This window comes from Nocardioides sp. Soil796 (assembly GCF_001429525.1).
In the GTDB taxonomy this organism is placed as follows: domain Bacteria; phylum Actinomycetota; class Actinomycetes; order Propionibacteriales; family Nocardioidaceae; genus Nocardioides.
The window spans coordinates 13,992-34,478 of record NZ_LMSQ01000014.1 but is presented as its reverse complement, the minus strand read 5'-3'; the positions used below and the strand labels follow the sequence as shown (position 1 = coordinate 34,478).

The window sequence follows — 20,487 nt, the reverse complement described above, 5'->3', positions numbered from 1 at the left end:
GCATCACCGTTGACCTGCGCGACCGCTGAAATGGTCGGCATAGTTCCAAGGTCGGCATAGGACATCACCGAGCACTGGACCGGCGAAGGCAAGCTCTACGTTTGCGCGATCAAGGACGTGTACTCCAACCGGATCGTGGGCTACTCGATCGACTCACGGATGAAGTCGTCGCTGGCGGTCGCGGCGCTGAACAACGCAGTTGCTCGCCGCCGCATCGAAGGCGGTGATGTGGCCGGCTGTGTGGTTCACACCGACCGCGGGTCGCAGTTTCGAAGCAGGAAGTTCGTCCACGCGATCAACCGTCACTCGATGGTCGGCTCCATGGGTCGCGTTGGGGCAGCTGGTGACAACGCAGCCATGGAGTCGTTCTTCGCGCTGCTGCAGAAGAACGTCCTCAACCGACGGGCGTGGGCGACGCGTGAGGATCTGCGGATCGCGATAGTGACGTGGATCGAGAAGACTTACCACCGACGCCGTCGACAGGCCGCTCTCGGACGATTGACCCTGTCGAATACGAGTTGATCATGATGACAACCGCGATCCAAGCGGCCTAACCGAAACTGTCACCCGTTCGTGCAGCAGTCCCCAAACTGGGCGAACGAACAACGGGCACGACAACAGCTGATCACCTGCAGTTGCTGTGCTGGGCCGAGCAGTTCGGCGACGCCCGAACCTGGGCAATCGAGGACTGCCGCCATCTCTCGCGGCGACTCGAGCGCGACCTCCTCGGAGCTGGTGAGCGGATCGTCAGAGTTCCTCCGAAGATGATGGCCCACGCTCGAGACGGCGCCCGTACCTACGGCAAGTCAGACCCCATCGATGCACTGGCGGTGGCACGAGCAGCACTGCGCGAACCGAACCTTCCCACCGCCAGCCTCGACGGGCCGGCCCGAGAGGTCCGACTGCTGGCAGACCATCGCGACGACCTCGTGGCTGAGCGCACCCGAGCGATCAACCGGCTGCGGTGGCACCTGCACGAGCTGGACCCAGCCTGGGCGCCACCAGCTCGTTCCCTGTGGCGAGCCAAGCATCTGAAGGCGATCCTGCAACACCTCACCCGCGAGGATGGCACCGTCGCCCGGCTGGCACGCGGCTTGGTCGAGCGATGCAGACTGCTCACCGCCGAGATCCTGGAGCTCGACCAAGAACTGGAACAGTTGGTGCGCGCGCAGGCACCCGCACTCCTGGAGATCTGCGGTTGTGCGACCTTGAGCGCGGCCAAGATCCTCGGCGAGACCGCCGGCGTCCGACGCTTCCGATCCCGGCACGCCTATGCCCGCCACAACGGCACCGCACCGCTTCCCGTCTGGTCAGGGAACAACGAACGACACCGACTCAGCCGCACCGGCAATCGACAGATCAACGCAGCGATCCATCGCATCGCCATCACCCAAGCGCACTACCACCCGGACGCGAAAACCTACCTTGAGCGCCGGCGCGCCGCCGGAGACAACAAGGCCGAGTCCATCAGAGCGCTCAAGAGACGGCTATCCGACGTCGTCTTCAAGGCCCTCACGACCGACGCCGAGGCCAACACAGCGTCGACAGCGACAGCTGCTTGACATAGGAGCAAGGGGACGTCACCCTGGGCGGGGCTTGGTTCTAAATCCTCGCCGAGGCTGCTCGCGGTGTTCGCCGACCAGCGGTAGTCGAAACGACTCGCGCTTACCTCCTAACGGCTGATCGTCTTGATCTTGCTCAGCACGTTTCGCGGTCGCGGCTCGCGTGCCGCGGTGTGTTCTGCAAGCTGGTTGCTCCGTCGCGCTTCGATCTCGAGGCGGTGGCCCACTCGAATCGCTGGTTCGTCGAGGCCACTGGCCAGCCCGGCTGCGATGGCCATGGCTGCCCAGTCGTGGCGCGCGGTCGTGCGGACAGCGTGGGCTACTCCTTCGGTTGGCGGGTTCTCAGTCAGTTCGTCGATGACCATGCGCCCGCCCCGGTAGGTCTTGGTGGCCTGCCGCCAGGGCTCGATGGCCATCTCCTCGCGGCTTTCGGGGTCGCCGACGAGTCCGCGTTCTAACGATGCGGTCAGCAGCGTGGGCCGGAAACTTGGTCGAGGAGGTCGTTGACGAGGGTCTGGACGCGCGCCTCGACCCGGGCGATTTGGCGCGCGGTGAAGGCCTTGCTGACCAGATGACGCGGCTGGGTGTGCCGAGGTGCGTCACTCATGATGAGCATGGGCAGGAACAGCTCGGTCATGTCCACCCCGGGCGGGGCCGGGAAGATCCCGGACGCCGAGGAGTCACGTAGGCGTCGCCTCATGGATGCAGTTGATGACCTCAACGTTGCAGCCGTCCCGCGCCCCGCGTGGCCCGGAGGACTTCGCCGACGCGGCCCTGGCGTTTCTTGCCGTGGTAAGACGCATCCGAGGTCGGCTGCAGCCCCTGTTCGAGGACGTTACCGTTCCCCAACTCGTCCTTCTCGATGCTGTTCAGGCTTGCGCCGCCGAGGGAATTGTCGCAATTTCTGACTACACCGCCCTGAGTCAGCCGACCGTGACCCAACAGGCGGCGTTCTTGGAGGCGAACGGCCTTTTGCGCCGCGTCCCGGCAGACGACGATCGGCGCCGCCGGCTCCTGGCCCTCACGGAGCGCGGCGAGCAGTTGCTGGCGGCCAAGGAGGGGGTGGTGGCTGATCGATTGTCAGTCGCCTGGATCGCGCCCGCGGCCGAGGAGCAAGCGTTGGTGGTTCCATCGTTGCGGCACCTCGCGGACCTGGCGTGAATCAGCCTATCGAATACCCTTTTCCTCCTATGTAATCACGGGTATCTTGCGGTTGAAGGCTTCGTTCCGCACGGTCGTTCGGCGCCTGGGTGTATGCCCGGTCCCTGGTTGGAGGTGGGCCATGAGGTACGCGGATCTGCATGGCATCGGTTGGCAGCAGATGAGTTACGCGCTCATCGATCTGACTCGATACTTTCTCTGGTGGTGCATGGGGGGCCTGGTGGCCTGCGGTAGTTGCTGGTGCGCGGGTCAGTTTATGTACATGGAATGGGTGCAGGACACGCCGGCACCCCGGATCCGGTTGTTCGCCGAGTTGAGGCTGCGACGTGAAGTGGCGCGCGGGCTCGTAACCATGGAGGACTTCCTGGCTGTCGAGCGGCCTGAACTGCTAGAGCCGAGGACCGAACTGGATGAACCACTTCCCCCTCAACGCACCCGAGGCCATGGGTGGCCTTTCCTTCCCGGACCATCGCGGCATTCAAGCCGTCCCGAGGAGTAGTCCTTGTCGAACGATCAGAAGCTCTCGACGGCTCTTATAGACGAGGAGGCCACGCGATCCGATGTCTTGAGTCAGGTCGAGCGTCAGGTGATCTTGCTTGTGCGACGCACGCAAAAGGTTCACCTGCATGGACGCGGCCCGGACGGTGGTCGTCCGCTCGAACGCTCCGGGTACGCGATTCTGGGTCTGATCTACGATCGAGGACCCCAGCGGCCGGGGGAGTTGGCCAGCTACTTCAGACTATACGCCTCGACTATTAGTCGGCAAGTTGCCCACTTGGAGAGGGCCGGGTTGGCTACGCGCGTACCGGACCCGGAGGACCGTCGCGCCTGTCGTATGACGCTTACTGCGGCTGGGGAAGAGTCGCTCGTTGCGACGAGGGCCAGGCGACGCGAAGCGGTGCGCGGCATTCTGGGTTCATGGCCTTCCAAGGACCAGGAGGACTTCGCCCGCCTCCTGGGCAAGTTCAACCGAGACATGGCCGAACTGGAAGACGCGACCCCCGCCCCTCCGGGGTCAACGACAGCGGAAACAGCACCACGGCCACCACGCAGAGGAGTTCGCATTCAATGACCGAGGCATCAGCCGCGCCCACACCCTCCAGCGACACGTCGACGCACGAGGGCTCTCGAATGCCGATCCTGTCGCACCGGCAGATCCTTACCGTCTTCGTCGGCCTGATGTTGGGGATGCTCGTCGCGGCGCTATCCCAAACCATCGTGGCGACCGCGTTGCCCACCATCGTCGGCGAGCTGGGTGGACAGGAGCAGTTGGCCTGGGTGGTCTCCGCCACCCTCTTGGCGTCCACGGCCTCTACTCCCATCTGGGGCAAGCTATCCGACCTCTACGGCCGAAAGATCATGTTCCAGTCCGCCATCGGGATCTTCCTCGTGGCTTCGCTGGCCGCCGGCTTTGCGCAGAACATGCCGCAACTGATCGGGTCGCGCGCCGTCCAGGGTCTGGGGGTCGGCGGACTCATGGCTCTCTCCCAAGCGATCATCGGGGACGTGGTCAGTCCTCGCGAGCGAGGGCGCTACCAGGGATACATCGGGTCCGTGTTCGGTCTCGCCACCGTCGCAGGCCCCTTGCTCGGCGGCTTCCTCGTCGAGCACCTATCCTGGCGATGGACGTTCTGGGCGCCGATTCCGGTCGGGATCGCCGCGCTGGTTGTCACCGAACGGGTGTTGAAGCTCCCCTTCCCTCGTCGTCAACATGCCATCGATTGGCTTGGGGCGTTCTTCATCGTGGGCAGTGTCAGCTCCCTGCTGCTCATGCTGTCGCTCGGGGGCAAGGAGTTCGCCTGGAACTCTGGCTGGACGTACCTCCTCGGTGCGCTTGCGCTCTTGATGCTCGCGCTCGCGGTATGGCAGGAGCGACGTGTCGTCGAACCGATCATGCCTCCGCATCTCTTCGCGAATCACACCTTCGTGATCACCAGCCTTGCGGGGTTCACCGTCGGTGTGGCGATGTTCGGCGCGATCATCTTCCTGCCTCAATACCTGCAAATCGTCAAGGGAGAGACCCCCACCGCGTCAGGCCTGCTGACCCTGCCGCTGATGGTCGGACTGTTGGTGACATCGATCGGTTCGGGACGAATCATCACCCGGACCGGTCGCTACAAGGTCTTTCCTCTCCTGGGACTCCTCATCACGACCGTCGGACTCTTCTTGATGAGCCTTCTTGATGAGAACACCTCCCTCACCCTGGCCGGTGTTTACATGCTCGTCACCGGACTCGGCATCGGCATGGTCATGCAGGTCCTGGTGTTGGCTACGCAGAACGCGGTCGAACATAAGGATCTCGGCGTCGCCACCTCCGGCGCTACATTCTTCCGCTCACTGGGCGGCGCACTTGGCGTGGCAGTCTTCGGGGCACTGCTCACCCACCGGTTGCGTGACACCATTCCCGCCCAGCTCAAGGCGGCGGGGGTGCCGCCCGGCAAGGCAGTCGGCGGTGCCACCAAACTGGGGAGCCCCGACCAGATCGCTGCGCTCCCCGAACCGATCCATACCGCTGTCACAAGCGGTTTCGCCGACGCGCTGCAGACAACGTTCCTGGCTGCCGTGCCCTTCGCGATTATCGGGTTCCTCGTCTTGCTCTTTCTCCGAGAGACGCCCCTTCGTCGCGGTACGCACCACGACAGCGCCGCCGACAACCTCACACGCGCCTTCGAGAGCGGCGTCGATCCTGATGCAGACTACGGTGACGACTTCGACCACGAAGACGATAGCGATGTGACCCAGGGCACTGACCCAACCGGCACGACACCCACGCGCGTACCCCGTTCGTAGATGCTCGCCGACCCAGATGTGGCACCCCGACGCAGTAGAAGGTCGATGACGAGGCTGCACCGCGCAGAGCTGCCAATTCCGTGACCAGGCCGCCGAGTTCACGGCGGCCGACGTAACCAGGGATCAGTCGCGACAACGTCACCGACAATCGCCCGGCAGCGTCAGTTCGACGCCGAGCACCACCTCGGGTACCGATTGCTCTTCGACGCCGATGGGGTGACCTGGCCTCCGCCTACGGCCTTCACAGAAGGCTCCCGGGGGTTGCCGCCGCGACGGGGCACCCTCGTGATCGGGCCCGATCGTCGGTGCTGGGGGTGATCGGTAGTGAGCTGCGGATGGGGGCCATGCCAACGAGGCGCTGCGTATCCTCCGAGTTGATGGCCCGTACCCGCTTCGTTGGCCGTCATGGCCGCCTTCGACGTCGTCTCGAAGGCGGCGGTGAGGTTCCGGCGCGAGACTGGTGGGTCAGCAAGCAGCGTATGTAGTCATCGGCACGCGCGCGCATTCGCAGTCGGCCGGTCCAGCTCGGTGTGCGGGGTCGTGGGTCGCGTCGGTTGACTCACCTGCCACATGAGTCGGAACCTTGGCTGCATGACCGTCAGTTCCGGATCTCAATCCTTCGCCGTCGGGCGGTCTCGGACTGCTCGTTGAGCATGGTCAGGAGCTTGTCGCCCTCGACGTCGAGGTTCGGCAGCAGGCGGTCGAGCCAGCGGGGCAGCCACCATGCTTTTTCGCTGAAGATCGCCATGAGTGCCGGGACGAGGGTCATCCGGACAATGAAGGCGTCGATGAGGATGCCCGTGGCGAGGGCGAACCCGACCTGTTTGATCATGATGTCGTGGCTGAAGATGAAGCCGGAGAACACTGAGATCATGATGGCGGCGGCTGCGACCACGACCCGGCTGGCCTGATCGAAACCGTGAATGACGCTGTGCCTTCCGTGGTGACCGTGGACGTAGGACTCGCGCATGGAGGAGACCAGGAAGACCTGGTAGTCCATGGCGAGGCCGTAGAGGATGCCGGTGACGATGATCGGCATGAAGCTCATCAGTGGGCCGCCGGTGTCGAACCCGAAGAGGCCGCTGAGCCAGCCCCATTGGAAGACGGCGGTGGTGATGCCGAAGGTGGCCAGGATGCTGAGCAGGAAGCCGATGGTGGCCTTGATGGGGACGATCACCGAGCGGAAGACCAGCATCAGGATCAGGAGCGAGAGCACGACGATGATCGCGAGGTAGAGGGGCAGCACGCCCGCGAGCTTCTCGGACATGTCCAGGTTGATGGCGGTGAAGCCGGTCACGCCCAGGCTCACCTGGTTGTGCTGGGCAATGGGGTTGCCCGGCTCACGCAGTGAGTTCACGAGGTCGCTGGTGGCAGCGTCACTGGGTCCGGAGGTGGGGATGACGCTGAACACGAGCAGGTCGCCCGCTTCGCTGGTGCCGACGGGTGCTGCCAGCACGATGTCGTCGCGTTGCTGGAGCTCCTTGGTCAGGGTGGCGGTGAGCTCGGGGGTGATCGAGGCGCCGGTCGTGGTCGGCTCTGCGGTGACCAGGAGGGGGCCGTTGAAGCCCTCGCCGAAGCCACGTGAGATTGCCTCATAGCTCTGCCGGGCGGCGGTGTCCTTGTTCGCGGTGGCGCCGGTGGGGATACCCAGGTCCATGCTCGCGGCTGGGATGGCGGCAATACCCAGGGTGGCGATGACGACAGCGATCACTGGCCACCTGAACCTGATCACGCCCTTCACCCAGTGGTCGGCCACGCTGTGGGACTCCGCCTCCACCTTCGCGCGACGCCGCTCCCGGGCCTTGGGTGAGCAGATCCGCTCTCCGACCAGGCCCAGCAGCGCCGGCAGGAGGGTTAGGGCGATGAGCACGGCCAACGCGACGGTGGTGGCCGCCACGAGTGCCATGGTGGTGAGCATCGCGATGCCGATGACGCTCAGGGCGGTGAGCGCGATGAGGACGGTGAGTCCTGCGAAGAAGACGGCACTGCCTGCGGTCCCGACGGCCCTGCTGGCTGCCTCCCGTGCGGTGAGGCCCCGGTCGAGGATCAGGCGTCGCTGACGGTTCACGACGAACAGCGCGTAGTCGATTCCGACGGCGAGGCCGACCATCAGCCCGAGCACCGGGGTCGCGGAGTTCATCGTCACCATCGTCGACAGGGCGTAGGCGCCGCCGACGCCGATCCCGACCCCGACCAGGGCGGTGATCAGCGGCAGTCCGGCTGCGACCAGCGACCCGAGGGTCAGCACCAGCACGATCGCCGCGACCGCAAGCCCGATGACCTCGCCGACCCCGACCGGAACCTCCAAGGCCTTCAGTGTGTCGCTCGGCAGGGCCGTGATGTCCGAGCCGGTCTCGGAGCGGTCGATCACGTCGAGGACTGCGGTGACGTCCTTGTCGGTCAGCGAGAACGTCGCGACCTTGAACTGGAACTGGAAGAGCGCCACCTGGGCGTCCGATGACACCAGCACGCCGGGCACCGGTCTTCCGTCGACCACCAGCGGCTGGTACGGCAGCGCCTGGCCCTGATTCGGCCCAGCAGCGGGGGTGTTCCCCGGCTGCGAGCCGGAGCCTGGTCCCGGCTCGCCTGGGCCGCCTGGTCCGACGCCGGGGGCGTCGGCAGGGGCGCCCAGCGCCGCGTCGAGGGGGTTGACGACCTGCTTGAGCGCGTAGATCTCGTTGACGGTGTTGCTGATCGTCGCGAGGCGCTCCGGGGTGTCGAGACGCTGACCCTCAGGGGCGGTGAAGACCACACTTGCCTGGCCCCCCGAGGCTTGGGGGAGCTCCGCGGTGACACGGTCGAGAACGGTCTGCGCCTCGGTGCCTTCGATCTTCATCTCCGAGCTCACGCTCACGCCGTTGATGGCAAAGCCGGCCACGACCACCGCGAGCACGGCCAGCCAGCCCGCGATGAACAACCAGGGGCGACCGAAGGCAGTTCGCCCGAGCCGGTACAGGAACGTAGACATGCGGGCTGTTTCTCCTCAGTGGGGGAACTGCGTGTGGCTAGAAGCCGGTACGCAGGTAGTCGAAGGTGATGTCGAGGAAGGAGGTGTAGTCCATCGCGCCCGGCGAAGCGTCGCGGTCACCGTCAAGTCGCACGTCGAGGGTGCCCTCCAGGGCGGCCGTGACGGCGCCGTACACGGCTCCGAAGAGCAATGGCACGTAGATGCCGGGGTAACGGTCCCCAGCCAACGATCCCAACAACTCCTGGGCAGACTGGCGCATCCGTTGCTGGACACCCAGAACGTAAGGCTCGAGCGTCGGGTACTGCCGAGCCATCGCCAGCAACTCCCGCATCGACACCAGCGTGTCGGCCGTAAACTGCTCCCGCATCACCGCGAGGAGAGCGTCGGGCAACGGGAGGTCCGCCGGTAGGCCTGACAAGATCGCACCGACATCGTCAATGCGGCTGAAGGCCACCGAGGCGACCGCCTCCTCCTTGCAGGAGAAATGGTTCGCAAACGTGCGACGGGAGTACCCAGCCCGCTCGACCACGTCTGCGGTGACGAAACCGAACAGACCCCGCTCACGGGTCAGCTCGAACGCCGCTTGGGCCAGGGCATGAGCCGTCGCCTCGCGTTTCACATCCCGCAATCCACGCTCCATGTACCCAGTATGGGGGTCGCTGCCCAATGAGCAACATTGCCCAATGAGCAGGGCGATATCCACGCAACCGCCGTGCGGAACCAATCGACGACTGGCGCTGAGCAGTTCGCTGACGCGGTGCTGGCTCTGCTGGCGGTCGCTCGCCGGACGAGGGGTCGACTGCAGCCGTCGTCGAACACGTCGAACTTGAGCCAGAACTTCGCACCCTCGCCGGCCCAGATCCCGAGGATGTCGCGCTCCCGGCAGCGGTGACCCCGTTGACGACGTAGAACGGCGCTTTAGCCTCGATCCACCGATGAGCTGGGGTTGAGCGTCCGCGGTCGCTGACGAGGGGTTCTCGGGTGCGTGGGCGTGGCTGTTGGTCTGGCCTCGCTGCCAGGTCGTTCCAGGTTGGTCGTCGTGCCGTGTCGGCTGGGGTGGTCAGGTCGTCGATGCCGGTGGTGGTCCGCAGACCCGGGTGAAGAGCTCGGTCCAGGCGGTCTCCCAGGGCCACGCGGTTGGGAGGTGAAGGGTCACTCTTCGCGCGGAGGATGCCACTCGGGCGGGCACGGCGATGAGTTTGCGGCGGATGGTCGCGGTGGTGGCCTTGGCGAGTCCCGGGCCGGTGATGGTCGCGGCGGCTCGGGTCAGGTTGAACGCCATCACGGCCAGCACGAGCCAGGCTGCGTTCGCGGTGAACTTGCCCTGAGGGCAGGTGAGCCAGCGCGGAGTTCTTCAGGTCGGCGTGGACCTGTTCGATGATCGCGTGGCCACGGTGGGTCTTGTCCGCGGCCACCGTGTCGGCCACGACCGGGGCGGTGGTGGTGAAAAAGGCGTGGAAGCGCCAGGTGTCGAACAGGGTGTCCTGGCCGTCCTTGCTGCCCGGGTTGAGGTCCGGGATCCGGCGCACCACCAGCCGTCCTGGCACGTGGTTGGTCTTCTTCTGCGCAGCGAACGCGGTGAAGGGAATCTCGGTGACCTCGGCGCGGGAGATCCAGGTCTTGGTCTGCTCGTCGAACACGGCGTCGGTGTACTCGATCGGGGTCCAGGCGTCCTGGGCGATCGTGGTGATCGCGGCCTTGATGCGGTTGTCCAGGCGGACAGTGACCGAGACGTCTGCGCCGGCCTTGAGCGCGGCTGCGATGCTCGGGTGTCCGTAGAACGCGGAGTCCGCGCGCACCAGCGGTCGCAGGCTGGAGGCACCTGTGAGCTGGTGGGTGGTCTTCAACGCGTCGGCGACCAAACGCTTCGCACCCCGTGGTGAACCGCACGATCCCTTGCGGAGCCGTTGGGCCACGATCAGCGGCGCGGTGTCCTTGGTGGACACGGTGGCGAGTAGCGCGTTGAGGCCGCGGACCCCGGAGTAGCCGTAGCCTGAGCCCTGCTTGGCGTGGCCGTGGACCTCGAAGATGGTGTCGTCGATGTCGACCATCACCCGCTGGGTCGACTCCTGGCCCGCAGTGATCATCGGTGCCTGGTCGGCCAGCCGGGTCAGGAACCGGGAGGCGACAGCGTCGAGCTGGCGGACGTGGCCGAACGTGAACGACCGCAAGAACGATCCCAGCGTCGAGGGCGCGTAGGCGCTGGTGAAGACCCGGCCCATCCCGCCATGACGAAGAAGCGCCATGTCGTCGATGGAGTCCGCGCCTGCGACCATCCCAGCGACCAGGGAGGCGACCTTCAGACCGGAGTTGGCGCCCTTGTACGTTGGCACCGACAAGTGCTGCTGAGCGAGCTCGTGGAGCCCGGCGGACCGGGCCAGCGCGAGGACCGGGACCAGCCCGGCCGACGACACGAGATTCGGATCATCGAACACCGCCGACGTGGCACGGGGCGTGTGGCAGAGTTGCATCTACGAGATGCCCTTCGTGGTGGTGGAAATCGGTCCCTAGACAAGACAGATTTTCCCAGCACGTAAGGGCATTCTCACTTCACGACGCGCTCACCCGACCAACCTCATCGGTGGATCGAGGTTTAGTGACCTGGCCGTCGCGCACCTCGACCATGATCGCGTCGATAAAGATCACCGGGTAGACGGCGGATTCCTGTGGTCGGTGCTGCCACTCGACAATCTCCGCGGTCACCTTCTCGGTGATCCGGCCGATCGTGTCCTTGCTGATGCTCGCGCCGTAGACATCGGCGATGTGTGCGGCGACCTCACCGGTGGTCAGGCCACGCGCGGTCAGCGACAACACGATCTGGTCGACTCTATCGAGGCGGCGTTGCCGCTTCTTCACGATCCGTGGATCGAAGGTGCCCTCGCGGTCGCGTGGGACGTCGACCTCGACCGGTTCGACGTCTGTCAGCACCGTTTGGGTCTGGTTCCGTTCCTGGAGTTGCCGCAGTTACGGCCCGTGGCCGCCGCCGAGGGGCGCAGGAGGCGGGGCTGGCTCGGCGAACCGGCGCCCGGACTGAGTCTCCCGCGGCCGATCGCGACCCGTCGGTCAGGGCCGGATCGACTCCCCGAAGTCGTCGGCCGTGAGTTCGCGGGCGGTTGTGCCGGGACGAAGATGGACCACGGGGCACCGCGCGCTGGCGATCAGTGCGTGTGTCAGGCTTCCCTCCGCGAATTGCACAGCAGCTCCGTGGGGGGAGTTGCCGATCGCTACCGTTCGCGCGTCGACGTTGTTGGCGTGTCGGGCGAGGACCCGCCCAGCAGCGGCGTGGTCGCCAACGCTGTGCAGCAGCAGCCCGCTCGCGGTGCTTCCGTGTTGGGTGAGCCAGTCGATGTGGCGACGCAGGGCTTGCCGCTCCCAGCCCCAGTCCGCCGCGTCGATGGCGAACTCCTCGACGATGGTGGTCTCGTGAACGTGAACGAGTTCGATTGGACTCCCCGTCATTCGGGCCAATTCGGCCGCGGCCGCGACGAGGTCACGGGCGTCCTCGGCCGCGGCGATCGCGATGACGACTGGCCGGTGTTGCCTACCGGGCGTCGCATCGAGGCGGACCAGGGTCGGCTCGACAGGCTCCTCGGTTGAGGTGATCGGTTCTCCGGCGGACTGCCCCGACTCGGCGGCGGCGAGCAGCTGGTGGCCGGTGGCCAGCACGATAATGGCGAGGGCGATCGCCCCGGCACCGACGAAGAACGGCACGCTGAGGTCGTAGTGGTCGGCCAGCTTGCCCGCTGCGTAGGGCGCGAGTCCGCCGCCGATGAACCGGACGAACCCGTAGGCCGAGGACGCGACCGGTCGCTCGACGGGCGAGACGAGCATGACCGCCTGGGTGGTGAGCGTGTTGTTGATGCCGATGAAAGCGCCGCTGACCACGACGGCGGTGATCACCACTGACGGCGTGTCCACCCCGACCGCGATCACGGCGAGCACAACGGACAGTGCGGCGAGGTTTGCATACAGCACCGGGGCGGTGCCGAAGCGGCCCTGCATACGCGGTGCGACGAACACACTGAAGATGGCCACCAGCAGGCCCCAGCCGAAGAACACCAGACCGAGCCGGTGCGCGTTGAGCTCCATCGGGTAGGGCGCGTACCCGAGCATGGTGAAGAAGCCCCAGTTGTACAGCAGCGCAGCCAATCCCATGGTGAGCAGCCCGCGATGGCGCAGCGCGCGCAGTGGCGCGCTGAACGGGGTCGGCCGTGCGGGCTTCGGCTGCGACGGGACGAACAGCATGGTGGCCACCAGGGCGATGCCCATCAGGACGGCGACCCCGAAGAATGGTCCCCGCCAACTGATGCTGCCGAGCTCGCCGCCCAACAGTGGTCCCACGGCGATACCGAGCCCGAGGGCGGCCTCGTAGAGGATGATGGCCCCCGCGAAGCCGCCGGTGGCCGACGAGACGATCACGGCCAGGCTGGTGGCGATGAACAGGGCGTTGCCCAGCCCCCAGCCGGCGCGGAAACCGACGATGCCGTTGATGGTTCCCGACGTTCCGGCCAGGGCGGAGAACACCACGATGATCATCAGGCCGAGCACCAGCGTGCGCTTCGCACCGATCCGGCTGGAGATCGGACCGACCACTAGCATGGCCACCGCGGTCACGATCAGGTAGCTGGTGAACAGCAGCGACACCTGGCTCGGTGTCGCGCGCAGGTCGTGCGCCAGCGCGGGCAGGATGGGGTCGACCAGACCGATTCCCATGAATGAGATGACGCAGGCGAAGGCGACCGCCCACACCGCCCGGGGCTGGCGGAACGGGCTCGCGAGGGGTTCGTGCGGTGCGTGTGGGGCTGTCATCTGACTCCTCCGGGACGCGGACGGTCAGCCCGTCCGGAAACAGCTGGGACGTTGGCGAGGTCGGCCAGCCGCGCGAATGCCGGCAGCGCCCGGCTGATCGCTGCCTGCTCGTCGAGATCAAGCTCGTTGAGCAGGGCCTCCAGCGCCGCTGCTCGTTCTAGTCGCCGCTCGGCCACCAAATTCCGGCCCGCGCCGGTGACCGTGACGATCACCACCCGGCCGTCCTCCGGGGAGGGAGCGCGTTGAACCAGATCCTCGCGCTCGAGCCGGGAGACGAGCTGAGTCATGCTGGGCTGCGAGACCCCTTCGCTGGCGGCAAGGTCGGTCAGACGCTGGGGTCCGTCTAGGTCCAGTCGCGTCAGCACGCTAGCCGCCGTGAGCCCGAGGCCACCGGTCGTGGCGAGTCGCCGCATCACACGCGAGAGCTGCTCGAGAACCGCCGCCACCGTTTCTGCACGCTTAGCCGCGGGAAACAACATAGTGAAACTATATACCATCCTTATGCAAGAACGCTGGCAACCAGACCGGCGCGTGCCCTTGCTCGAAGCCGCAGTCCGCTGGGTTGGGCCGGTAGCGTGACGTCAGGGCGGACTGTCGTTCAGTGTCGGCACCGGTCCGGTCCGCGTGTTGTTCTCGACGTAGGGGAGTGCGCATGGGTGGTGAAGGGGTGGGGGCTGACGCCGTGCGGAGCCAATTGACGGCTGGCGCTGCTGAGCAGTTCGCTGACGCGGTGCTGGCTCTGCTGGCGGTCGCCCGCCGGACGAGGGGTCGACTGCAGCCGCTCTTCGACGACGTCACCGTGCCTCAGTTGGTCCTTCTCGATGCTGTGCAGGCCTGCGGTGGCGAGGGCATCGCCGCCATCTCGGCGTACACGTTGCTGAGCCAACCGACGGTGACCCAGCAGGCGGCCGGGCTGGAAGCAGCCGGGCTGCTGAGTCGCGTCCCGGCCGACGACGATCGACGCCGGCGCGTCCTGAGGCTGACGGAGCGTGGGGAGCAGCTCCTTGCGGCCAAGCGCGCCCTCGTTGCCAACCGGTTGTCAGCGGCCTGGAGATCCCTGACCGTCGAGGAGCAATCGATAGCGGTCCCCATGCTTCGCCACCTCACCGTTCTCGTGTCTGAACTTGCCTGAGGCCAGACGATTACCCTTTCCTTCCTATGTAACTCGGCGCAGTGTCAGCCCCACGTCTTCGCTCCGCACTTCGGCCGCCGCCGGACCCACCGTCTTGCCCGGCCAGTTGGGAGGTGGGCTGTGCGCTTTGCGGACCTCAACGGGCTCGGATGGCACTACCTGGCAGGGGCCTTCTTCGACGTGGTCCGCTACCTCATGTGGTGGCTCGTCGGTGGCCTCGTTGCCTGTGGAAGCTGCTGGTATGTCAGCGCCAACGTGTACGAGAACTGAGTGCGCGAAACGCCGGCTCCCAGCGTCCGGATGGCGGCTGAGCTGCGGCTACGACGAGACGTACGTCGGGACTGCCGCGCGCTCGAGGAGTACCTCGCCAGGCAGGAGGCTCACGGGACTCGAACGGAAGGCCGGCCCCAGACCGATCGGCTCAGCCTCAACGGCGGATCGGCAACTCCCACCCGCTCTCGCGAAGGACTCACTGGCGCCGACGCGCTGACGAATAGGCCCCACCAGAAGTTCTCCAACAGAATGCCCGAGAACAGGATCCCCACCATGGCGCCTGCTCCGGAGACGCCCTGCCCCGATCGCGACGGCCTGCGGTCGCGGGTCGTCGGGGAAGGCGTCGACCAGGACCGAGAGAGTCGCCGGCATCACCGCGGCGGCGCCCGATACCGGCCAGGCCTCGCAGCGTGATTGTGGGGTGCGCGGCTGCTCCACCAGCCCGGACGCCAGCGATGCGACAGCGAACAAGACGAGGCCGGCAACCAGGAACTGTCGACGTCCCCACCGGTCGGCTGCGATCCCGACCGGTAGCAGCAAGGCCGCCAAGACCAGGGCGAGACGTTCAACACCCACGTCAACTCGGTCTGCGTGGCCGCGGTGCTCTCGGCGATGTCCGGTAGCGCGAGCGAGAGGGAGGACGCGGCACCGATCACCAGAGCGAGGTCCACACACATCGTCACAACAGGCGGTCAGACCACCGCGTCCGGCCCGGCGGAGAACCGGCGCAGAAGTAGTCACTGACATCCGCAAATACGGGGCGTCGGTCTCGGGGACAGCAACGCGAGGGCTCGGGTGCAGCGTCGGGCCAGGACGCGAGGCGCCCTTCTGCGATGCCGTTCGGAGCCGGTAACGATTCGGATTGGTCAGCGGAATCCGTCGAGCGGGATCCTCACTGACCGGATCCTTGGCCGAACGATCCCGTCGGCTCGCCCTGCAGGAAATGTCCCACGTCCACCTTCAGGAAGAGCGCGGTAGAGCAGACGACCCGCCTCGAGGTGGCAACCTCCGACATCGTGGCCTCCACGAACAGCTTGCGGCCCTCCGTGCGCGTGATGTTGGCACGCAACTCGTACTCAACCCCGAGGAGGACCGGGGCCAGATAGTCGAGAACAAGGTTGCGCGTGACTGCCGGCCCGTCAGTGAGGTAGAGCAGGAATCCGTAGAAGTCGTCCACCACCGCCGCCACGGCACCGCCGTGAGCGATGCCGGGTGCGCCGACGTGGCGTTCGTCGAAGGTGTGGCGCGCAACAACGCCGTCACCCTCGCGATGAACCCGGAGATGGTGACCGTGCGGATTGTTCTCCCCGCATCCCAGGCACGCGGCGTGGTGAGCCGGCAACCGAGAACCGTCCGGATGGGTGCGGAACTTCGCAGCCCACGTCGAGATCAGATCCTCGAGACTGGTCACAACGTGGCCTCCTGTCGCAGGAACGTGCTCCAGGCCTCGATCGCCTGCCGTCGGCGGCCGTTGCTGCGGTGGTCGGCGTGCATCCCGCTCACGCCACTGCCGAGCAGGAGATCAAGAGTGAGACGGACAAGGACCGGGTCATCGGTGACCCACGTGCGACACACAGACCGGAGCTCGGCATCGACCCGGAGCTCGGCTGGGACCAGCTTCTCCCGCAGGGCAGCGTTCGCCCGGCTCGCGACCCACAGCTCCAGCGTGGCCGCATAGAGAGGACCGGAGAGAGCCTCGGCCAACAGGTCCAGGGCGGCGCGCGCCAGCCGCTCCTTCGCCCCGGGCCGCTCCACGTCTTCAGTAGCCATGCGGTCGAGGCTGGCGGACATGCTCTCCAGGCGCTTCTGGGCGAGGTGCTCGACCGCGGCAACCACCATGTCGTCGCGAGTCCCGAAGTGGTGGAGCTGGGCGCCGCGCGACAAGCCGGCCTTGTTCGCCACAGCCACGCTGGTCGTCCCGTGGTAACCGTGCTCGACCAAACATGCCACCGTCGCGTCGAGAAGAACCCGGCGGGTCGCAGCGGATCGCTCTTCTTGTCCTGTCACCCGCCCAGCATACCTACATGCGTGAATGTATGTTCTTGGCGGATCGTCCTGTCCGGTCTCGTCCCGCAGGAGCGGCGGTCGGAAAGCCGGACCGGTTCCTACGTGACCGGCTCGCAGCCGCCCGGGAGCTGGTGGTGTCAGCGGTCGAAGGCATGTCCCTCAGGTTGAGGAACCCGCCGCAGTCACCGGTCGAGATCACCCAATTGCTGGCCCAGGGGCGACTCGCGCCCAAGTTCGGCGCCGAACTCCTCCGGCTCCTCGGCGAGTAACCGCCCTGCGTCGGGCTCGAGGACTTACGGGCGCCTGGTCTGGACGCGGCACAGAGCATCGAGGTTGCGTTGGTCGGTGTCGGCGAGGGTGTGGAGGTACTTCTGGGTGGTCTGGATCTGCGCTTGTCCCGTCCGTTCCATGACGGACATGAGGTCCTGCAAGACCGTGCGGACCGACTCGCGGATCATGCCGACGCCGTCGCCCGATGCGGAACGGCTGGCTCGAGCAACTCGGACAGGGCAGACTGGGACAAGGCCATCGATGGGTCTCGCCCGGGGCACAACGGGGGCGCCGTTGTGCGCGGTCATGCGGACCACGCCGGTCCTGCCCCGGTGGAGCCGGCCATCCGGGGAGCGCGTGCCCTGGGGGGGAACACGCCGAGCAGCTGGCCCTCGCCGACCAGGCGCACGGCCGTGCGCAAAGCGGCCTCCCCTGCTCCGCCGCCGGACCGGTCGACGGGCACCTGGCGGCAGGCGGTGAAGAAATGGCGGCGCAGCCGGCCGCGCAGGCCGCGTCCGGTGAAGTAGGAGCTCTTGGCGAGGAAGATGATGCGGCGGCGCACGACCAGCGGCAGGACCAGCCAGTCGTAGAAGGACGTGTGGTTGGAGGCCAAGATCGCCGGTCCCGAGGTCGGGACGTGTCGCAGCCCCCTCGACCCGGGGTCGCAGGGCGACGAGCAGGGGAGACGTCCAGACGACCTTGGTCACCAGTACGGGTAGCCGTCGCGCTGTACCGGGACCTCGTCGCGCCGGTCTGCCGCGCCGGCCTGAACGCCCTGGCCTTCCGCCGCCGCCGGCTGCAACGACGGCGGCCGGTCGGCGGCTGGCCGGTCATGCGGCCTCCCACGCCCACGGCAGGCCGGTGCGCCGGACTTGCCCGCGGGACTCGAGCAGGACGAGGTGGGCCAGGGTCTCGGCCACGGCGGCGCGGCGCATGAAGCCCGACACCTGATCCCAGGGGCGCGACCAGGTCAGCGCGCCCGTGAGCGCCCAGGTCGTGCGGCCGGTCGAGGCAGTCCGGATCTCCTCGAGCCGGTGCTCGTGGTGGCCGAGCAGCTGCTCTACACGGGCTCCGATCCCGGCGAAGCGGTACTCGTGCGCGGGAAGCACCTCGTCCACATCCGCGTCGAGCGCGCTGACCCGCGCCAGCGAGGCAAGGAACTCCGCCAGGGGGTCTCCGGCGGACTGGGCGTGCACGCCGACGTTGGGAGTGATCCGGGGCAGCACGTGGTCGCCGGACAGCAGCACCCGTCGGCCGGGCTCGTGGAAGCAGAGGTGACCGGGGGAGTGGCCGGGCGTGTGCACCGCCCGCAGGTCCCAGCCGGGCAGGGGCAGCCACTCGCCGTCCTCGATCATGCGGTCGGGCAGCACCTGACGGACGTAGTCGACGAGTGGCAGTGACGCGTCGGCCAGCACCCCGAGCTCCTGCTCCGGGACGCCGCAGCTGCGCAGCAGGTCGTGCATCTCCCGCAGCAGGTCGGGGACGCCGGCGCCGTAACGGGCCGGCAGCAGAGCGGCGTCGTCGGGGTGCAGGCCGACCCAGGCGCCGGAGCTCTCGCGGACTCGGCCGGCGAGCCCGTAGTGGTCGGGGTGGATGTGCGTGACGAGCACCGCGCGGACGTCCGACACGCTCCCGCCGGCCGTCGCCAGACCTTCGGTCAGGGCCGTCCATGCCTCGGGCGTGTCCCAGCCGGCGTCGACGAGCGCCACACCGTCGTCGAGCTCGAGGACGTAGACGAGCACGTACCGCAGCGGGTTGTTCGGGATGGGGACCGGGATGGACCACAGCCCGTCCTGCACCTTCTCGACCGGCGGCAGCAGCCGGTCCGCCCACGCCTGCTGCTGGAGCAGGCCGGTGACCTGGAACGGTCGGCTCACAGGCCCATCCGCTTGCTGATGATCTCGTTCATGATCTCGTTGGTCCCGCCGCCGAAGTAACGATCCCGCTTGTGGGGTCTGTCCCCGGCTTCAGCATCGGAGGCCGAGGGCATGGGTCGTGCCGCCCTTGACTGTAGGCTACGCGGGCGCGGCGAAGTCCAAGGCGACGACGCGAAGGTCGGTGTGGCCGTCGGAGGCGGGCGAGCACAGCCAGCGGATCGAAGGTCCCATGACAGCGGGGTCGAGAAGTTGCTGCCGCATCGGCTCGGGGAACCCCTCGGGGATCATCCCCGTCGCGGTCGCACCACCGGGCAACAGCAGGTTCACGTCCACGCCGCTCCCGGCCAAGTCCTCGGCCATCACGTGTGAGAGCGCATCCGTGGCGGCGCGGGAAGGGCCGTACGGCGCAAACCCGCGACGACGCATCGTCTGCTCGTTGATGCTCACGTTGACCACCGCGCCGCGGCCGGCGGCGACCATCTCGGGGACGACCGATCGGGCGACGAGGAAGTAGCCGGTGACGTTGGTCGCCATCAGGTCACGAAACCCAGCCGGCGTCACCTCGTAGAACCGCCGCGGGTCGGTGAGGAAGCGCGGGTTGACGGTCCGCATCCCGATGCCGGCGTTGTTGACGAGCACATCGATGGCGCCGAGCGTCTCTCGTGCCGACGCGACGCCCTCGGCGACGGACTCCTCATCACGCACGTCCATTGCGATCGCGGTGGCAGTGCCTAGTCCTACCCGGCGAACCTCCTCGGCGACTTCCCGTCCCCGGCTGCCGTCGCGGCCGGTGAACACCACCGAGGCGCCGCCCGCGACGAGGGCCTGCACCATCGCGCGGCCGAGCCCACTGGTCCCGCCGGTGAGCAGCACTCGCACACCGGTGACGTCTGCCAAGCTCGCCGTGCCGTTGTCCTTCCGACTTTCTGCCCGCTTCGCATCGTCTGGTTTTGCCACGCTCCCAAGTATGGCCCCCGACCTACGCTGCCCGCGGGACATGGCCAACGGGGTGCGGTCGATGCTCCAGAACGCCGGATTGGTGGTGAGTACCGCGGTTTCACTGGCGATCGTCACCATCCCGTTACTCCTCGAGGAGAATCAGGCGGCGACGGCTTCCAAAGATGAGATGCCTGGAGCGCGCGAGGTGCCTCCCGTGGTCCTTCGACATGCGGGGTAGCCACCCGGCGGCGGCCAAGGTCGAGCCCGTCGGCGCTCTACCGCGCTCCACATCCACTCAGAATGAGTCCTTAGGACAGGTCGACGCCATCCGCGCCGCCGTCCGTGGTTGGCGACGCGGCCCCGGGCTTCGCCGGTCCGCCGCCAGACGGGCAGCTGGAGCAAATTATCGGGGTCATGTTGGGCACCTCCGCCCGGATCGGGGAGGTTCTCGCCATTCGCAAGTGCGACGTCGACGTAACGGGTGCGCCAGCCACGATCCGAATTTCCGGGACGATCCTGCCACTCACCCCTGCCACTCACCCCTGCCACTCACCCCTGCCACTCACCCCTGCCACTCGCCCGTGGCCACATCCCGCCCCGGGGGTTGACCGCTCGATCTGACCGACGGTAGGTTCATCGACCAGCGTTCGAAAGAGCTGCAGTCCTCGCTCTCGGTCGGATCGGTGTTGCTGAGGGGAC

Annotated in this window: 19 protein-coding genes and 3 pseudogenes; 8 read left to right on the top strand and 14 right to left on the bottom strand. The window is 67.0% G+C overall.

The features are described 5' to 3' along the window. Nucleotides 1–60: 60 nt before the first annotated feature. Both ASH02_RS05535 and ASH02_RS05530 read left to right on the top strand, forming a co-directional pair. A pseudogene (locus ASH02_RS05535) lies at nt 61–554 on the top strand (IS3 family transposase); the annotation flags it as partial. 6 nt (nt 555–560) lie between these two features. Continuing rightward, nucleotides 561–1,562, top strand: a complete 1,002-nt coding sequence (locus ASH02_RS05530) for an IS110 family transposase (protein ID WP_056681073.1) — start codon at nt 561–563, stop codon at nt 1,560–1,562. 110 nt (nt 1,563–1,672) lie between these two features. Here ASH02_RS05530 and ASH02_RS05525 read toward each other — a convergent pair whose 3' ends face one another. Together ASH02_RS05525 and ASH02_RS05520 are read right to left on the bottom strand one after the other, a co-directional pair. Next, the gene (locus ASH02_RS05525; RefSeq protein ID WP_056681076.1) at nt 1,673–1,978 is read right to left on the bottom strand and encodes a hypothetical protein; all 306 of its coding nucleotides are present in this window, start codon (nt 1,976–1,978) and stop codon (nt 1,673–1,675) included. 50 nt (nt 1,979–2,028) lie between these two features. Continuing rightward, nucleotides 2,029–2,199 carry a hypothetical protein gene (locus ASH02_RS05520; protein ID WP_235532562.1) on the bottom strand — a complete coding sequence of 57 codons (171 nt, stop codon included), beginning with the start codon at nt 2,197–2,199 and terminating at the stop codon, nt 2,029–2,031. A 74-nt stretch (nt 2,200–2,273) separates the two neighbouring features. On the opposite strand from ASH02_RS05520, the gene ASH02_RS05515 reads away from it, so the two are divergent. The 3 genes from ASH02_RS05515 (at nt 2,274) to ASH02_RS05505 (ending at nt 5,513) form a co-directional block, all read left to right on the top strand. After that, complete coding sequence (locus ASH02_RS05515; protein ID WP_156393615.1) at nt 2,274–2,723, top strand: MarR family winged helix-turn-helix transcriptional regulator; 450 nt, start codon at nt 2,274–2,276, stop codon at nt 2,721–2,723. A 586-nt stretch (nt 2,724–3,309) separates the two neighbouring features. Further along, the gene (locus tag ASH02_RS27490) at nt 3,310–3,795 is read left to right on the top strand and encodes a MarR family winged helix-turn-helix transcriptional regulator (protein WP_369292738.1); all 486 of its coding nucleotides are present in this window, start codon (nt 3,310–3,312) and stop codon (nt 3,793–3,795) included. Then, complete coding sequence (locus ASH02_RS05505) at nt 3,792–5,513, top strand: MDR family MFS transporter (RefSeq protein ID WP_082563741.1); 1,722 nt, start codon at nt 3,792–3,794, stop codon at nt 5,511–5,513. Before ASH02_RS27490 ends, ASH02_RS05505 begins: the two co-directional genes overlap by 4 nt. A 598-nt stretch (nt 5,514–6,111) precedes the next feature. On the opposite strand, the gene ASH02_RS05500 is transcribed toward ASH02_RS05505, so the two are convergent. The 6 genes and pseudogenes from ASH02_RS05500 to ASH02_RS05470 form a co-directional block, all read right to left on the bottom strand. Beyond that, a complete protein-coding gene (locus ASH02_RS05500; protein WP_056681087.1) occupies nt 6,112–8,481 on the bottom strand; it encodes an MMPL family transporter in 2,370 nt (789 codons plus the stop codon). Nucleotides 8,482–8,518: 37 nt separating this feature from the next. Continuing rightward, nucleotides 8,519–9,121, bottom strand: a complete 603-nt coding sequence (locus ASH02_RS05495; RefSeq protein ID WP_082563742.1) for a TetR/AcrR family transcriptional regulator — start codon at nt 9,119–9,121, stop codon at nt 8,519–8,521. Between the two features lie 420 nt (nt 9,122–9,541). Beyond that, nucleotides 9,542–10,952: pseudogene (locus ASH02_RS05485) on the bottom strand (IS1380 family transposase). Between the two features lie 127 nt (nt 10,953–11,079). Continuing rightward, a pseudogene (locus tag ASH02_RS05480) lies at nt 11,080–11,459 on the bottom strand (transposase); the annotation flags it as partial. A gap of 85 nt (nt 11,460–11,544) precedes the next feature. After that, nucleotides 11,545–13,230 (bottom strand): MFS transporter, encoded by a 1,686-nt coding sequence (locus ASH02_RS05475; RefSeq protein WP_235532563.1) that lies wholly within the window; start codon nt 13,228–13,230, stop codon nt 11,545–11,547. Between the two features lie 56 nt (nt 13,231–13,286). After that, nucleotides 13,287–13,769, bottom strand: a complete 483-nt coding sequence (locus ASH02_RS05470) for a MarR family winged helix-turn-helix transcriptional regulator (protein WP_056681097.1) — start codon at nt 13,767–13,769, stop codon at nt 13,287–13,289. A 251-nt stretch (nt 13,770–14,020) separates the two neighbouring features. Here ASH02_RS05470 and ASH02_RS05465 point away from each other — a divergent pair, with 251 nt between their 5' ends. Next, nucleotides 14,021–14,422 (top strand): MarR family winged helix-turn-helix transcriptional regulator, encoded by a 402-nt coding sequence (locus ASH02_RS05465; protein ID WP_162250945.1) that lies wholly within the window; start codon nt 14,021–14,023, stop codon nt 14,420–14,422. A gap of 120 nt (nt 14,423–14,542) precedes the next feature. Further along, complete coding sequence (locus ASH02_RS25975; RefSeq protein WP_156393616.1) at nt 14,543–14,692, top strand: hypothetical protein; 150 nt, start codon at nt 14,543–14,545, stop codon at nt 14,690–14,692. Nucleotides 14,693–14,740: 48 nt separating this feature from the next. Here ASH02_RS25975 and ASH02_RS27485 read toward each other — a convergent pair whose 3' ends face one another. The 3 genes from ASH02_RS27485 to ASH02_RS05455 form a co-directional block, all read right to left on the bottom strand. Beyond that, the gene (locus ASH02_RS27485) at nt 14,741–15,442 is read right to left on the bottom strand and encodes an MFS transporter (protein ID WP_156393617.1); all 702 of its coding nucleotides are present in this window, start codon (nt 15,440–15,442) and stop codon (nt 14,741–14,743) included. Nucleotides 15,443–15,587: 145 nt separating this feature from the next. Continuing rightward, entirely contained in the window at nt 15,588–16,106 is a 519-nt protein-coding gene (locus ASH02_RS05460; RefSeq protein WP_056681105.1) for a PaaI family thioesterase, read from the bottom strand. Then, a complete protein-coding gene (locus tag ASH02_RS05455; RefSeq protein WP_156393618.1) occupies nt 16,103–16,702 on the bottom strand; it encodes a TetR/AcrR family transcriptional regulator in 600 nt (199 codons plus the stop codon). Before ASH02_RS05455 ends, ASH02_RS05460 begins: the two co-directional genes overlap by 4 nt. Before the next feature lie 134 nt (nt 16,703–16,836). Between ASH02_RS05455 and ASH02_RS27255 the strand changes: the two genes are divergently transcribed. After that, nucleotides 16,837–16,971, top strand: a complete 135-nt coding sequence (locus tag ASH02_RS27255; RefSeq protein ID WP_268793373.1) for a hypothetical protein — start codon at nt 16,837–16,839, stop codon at nt 16,969–16,971. A gap of 305 nt (nt 16,972–17,276) precedes the next feature. Here the strand turns inward: ASH02_RS27255 and ASH02_RS05450 are convergent, their stop codons facing one another. From ASH02_RS05450 to ASH02_RS05440, 3 genes are all read right to left on the bottom strand, one after another. Next, nucleotides 17,277–17,618, bottom strand: coding sequence for a lysophospholipid acyltransferase family protein (locus ASH02_RS05450; RefSeq protein ID WP_442938235.1), 342 nt, complete (start codon nt 17,616–17,618; stop codon nt 17,277–17,279). Between the two features lie 184 nt (nt 17,619–17,802). Continuing rightward, entirely contained in the window at nt 17,803–18,849 is a 1,047-nt protein-coding gene (locus ASH02_RS05445; protein ID WP_082563745.1) for an MBL fold metallo-hydrolase, read from the bottom strand. A 138-nt stretch (nt 18,850–18,987) separates the two neighbouring features. Next, nucleotides 18,988–19,926, bottom strand: a complete 939-nt coding sequence (locus ASH02_RS05440; RefSeq protein WP_200951136.1) for an SDR family NAD(P)-dependent oxidoreductase — start codon at nt 19,924–19,926, stop codon at nt 18,988–18,990. Nucleotides 19,927–20,487: the final 561 nt, after the last annotated feature.

Excerpts from the sequence above, each read along its gene's own strand:
- ASH02_RS05525 (WP_056681076.1), bottom strand. The coding sequence starts at position 1,978 with ATGGCCATCGAGCCCTGGCGGCAGGCCACCAAGACCTACCGGGGCGGG.
- ASH02_RS05520 (WP_235532562.1), bottom strand. The coding sequence starts at position 2,199 with ATGACCGAGCTGTTCCTGCCCATGCTCATCATGAGTGACGCACCTCGG.
- ASH02_RS05515 (WP_156393615.1), top strand. The coding sequence starts at position 2,274 with ATGACCTCAACGTTGCAGCCGTCCCGCGCCCCGCGTGGCCCGGAGGAC.
- ASH02_RS05505 (WP_082563741.1), top strand. The coding sequence starts at position 3,792 with ATGACCGAGGCATCAGCCGCGCCCACACCCTCCAGCGACACGTCGACG.
- ASH02_RS05500 (WP_056681087.1), bottom strand. The coding sequence starts at position 8,481 with ATGTCTACGTTCCTGTACCGGCTCGGGCGAACTGCCTTCGGTCGCCCC.
- ASH02_RS05495 (WP_082563742.1), bottom strand. The coding sequence starts at position 9,121 with ATGGAGCGTGGATTGCGGGATGTGAAACGCGAGGCGACGGCTCATGCC.
- ASH02_RS05470 (WP_056681097.1), bottom strand. The coding sequence starts at position 13,769 with ATGTTGTTTCCCGCGGCTAAGCGTGCAGAAACGGTGGCGGCGGTTCTC.
- ASH02_RS27485 (WP_156393617.1), bottom strand. The coding sequence starts at position 15,442 with ATGTCAGTGACTACTTCTGCGCCGGTTCTCCGCCGGGCCGGACGCGGT.
- ASH02_RS05440 (WP_200951136.1), bottom strand. The coding sequence starts at position 19,926 with ATGGTGACGATCGCCAGTGAAACCGCGGTACTCACCACCAATCCGGCG.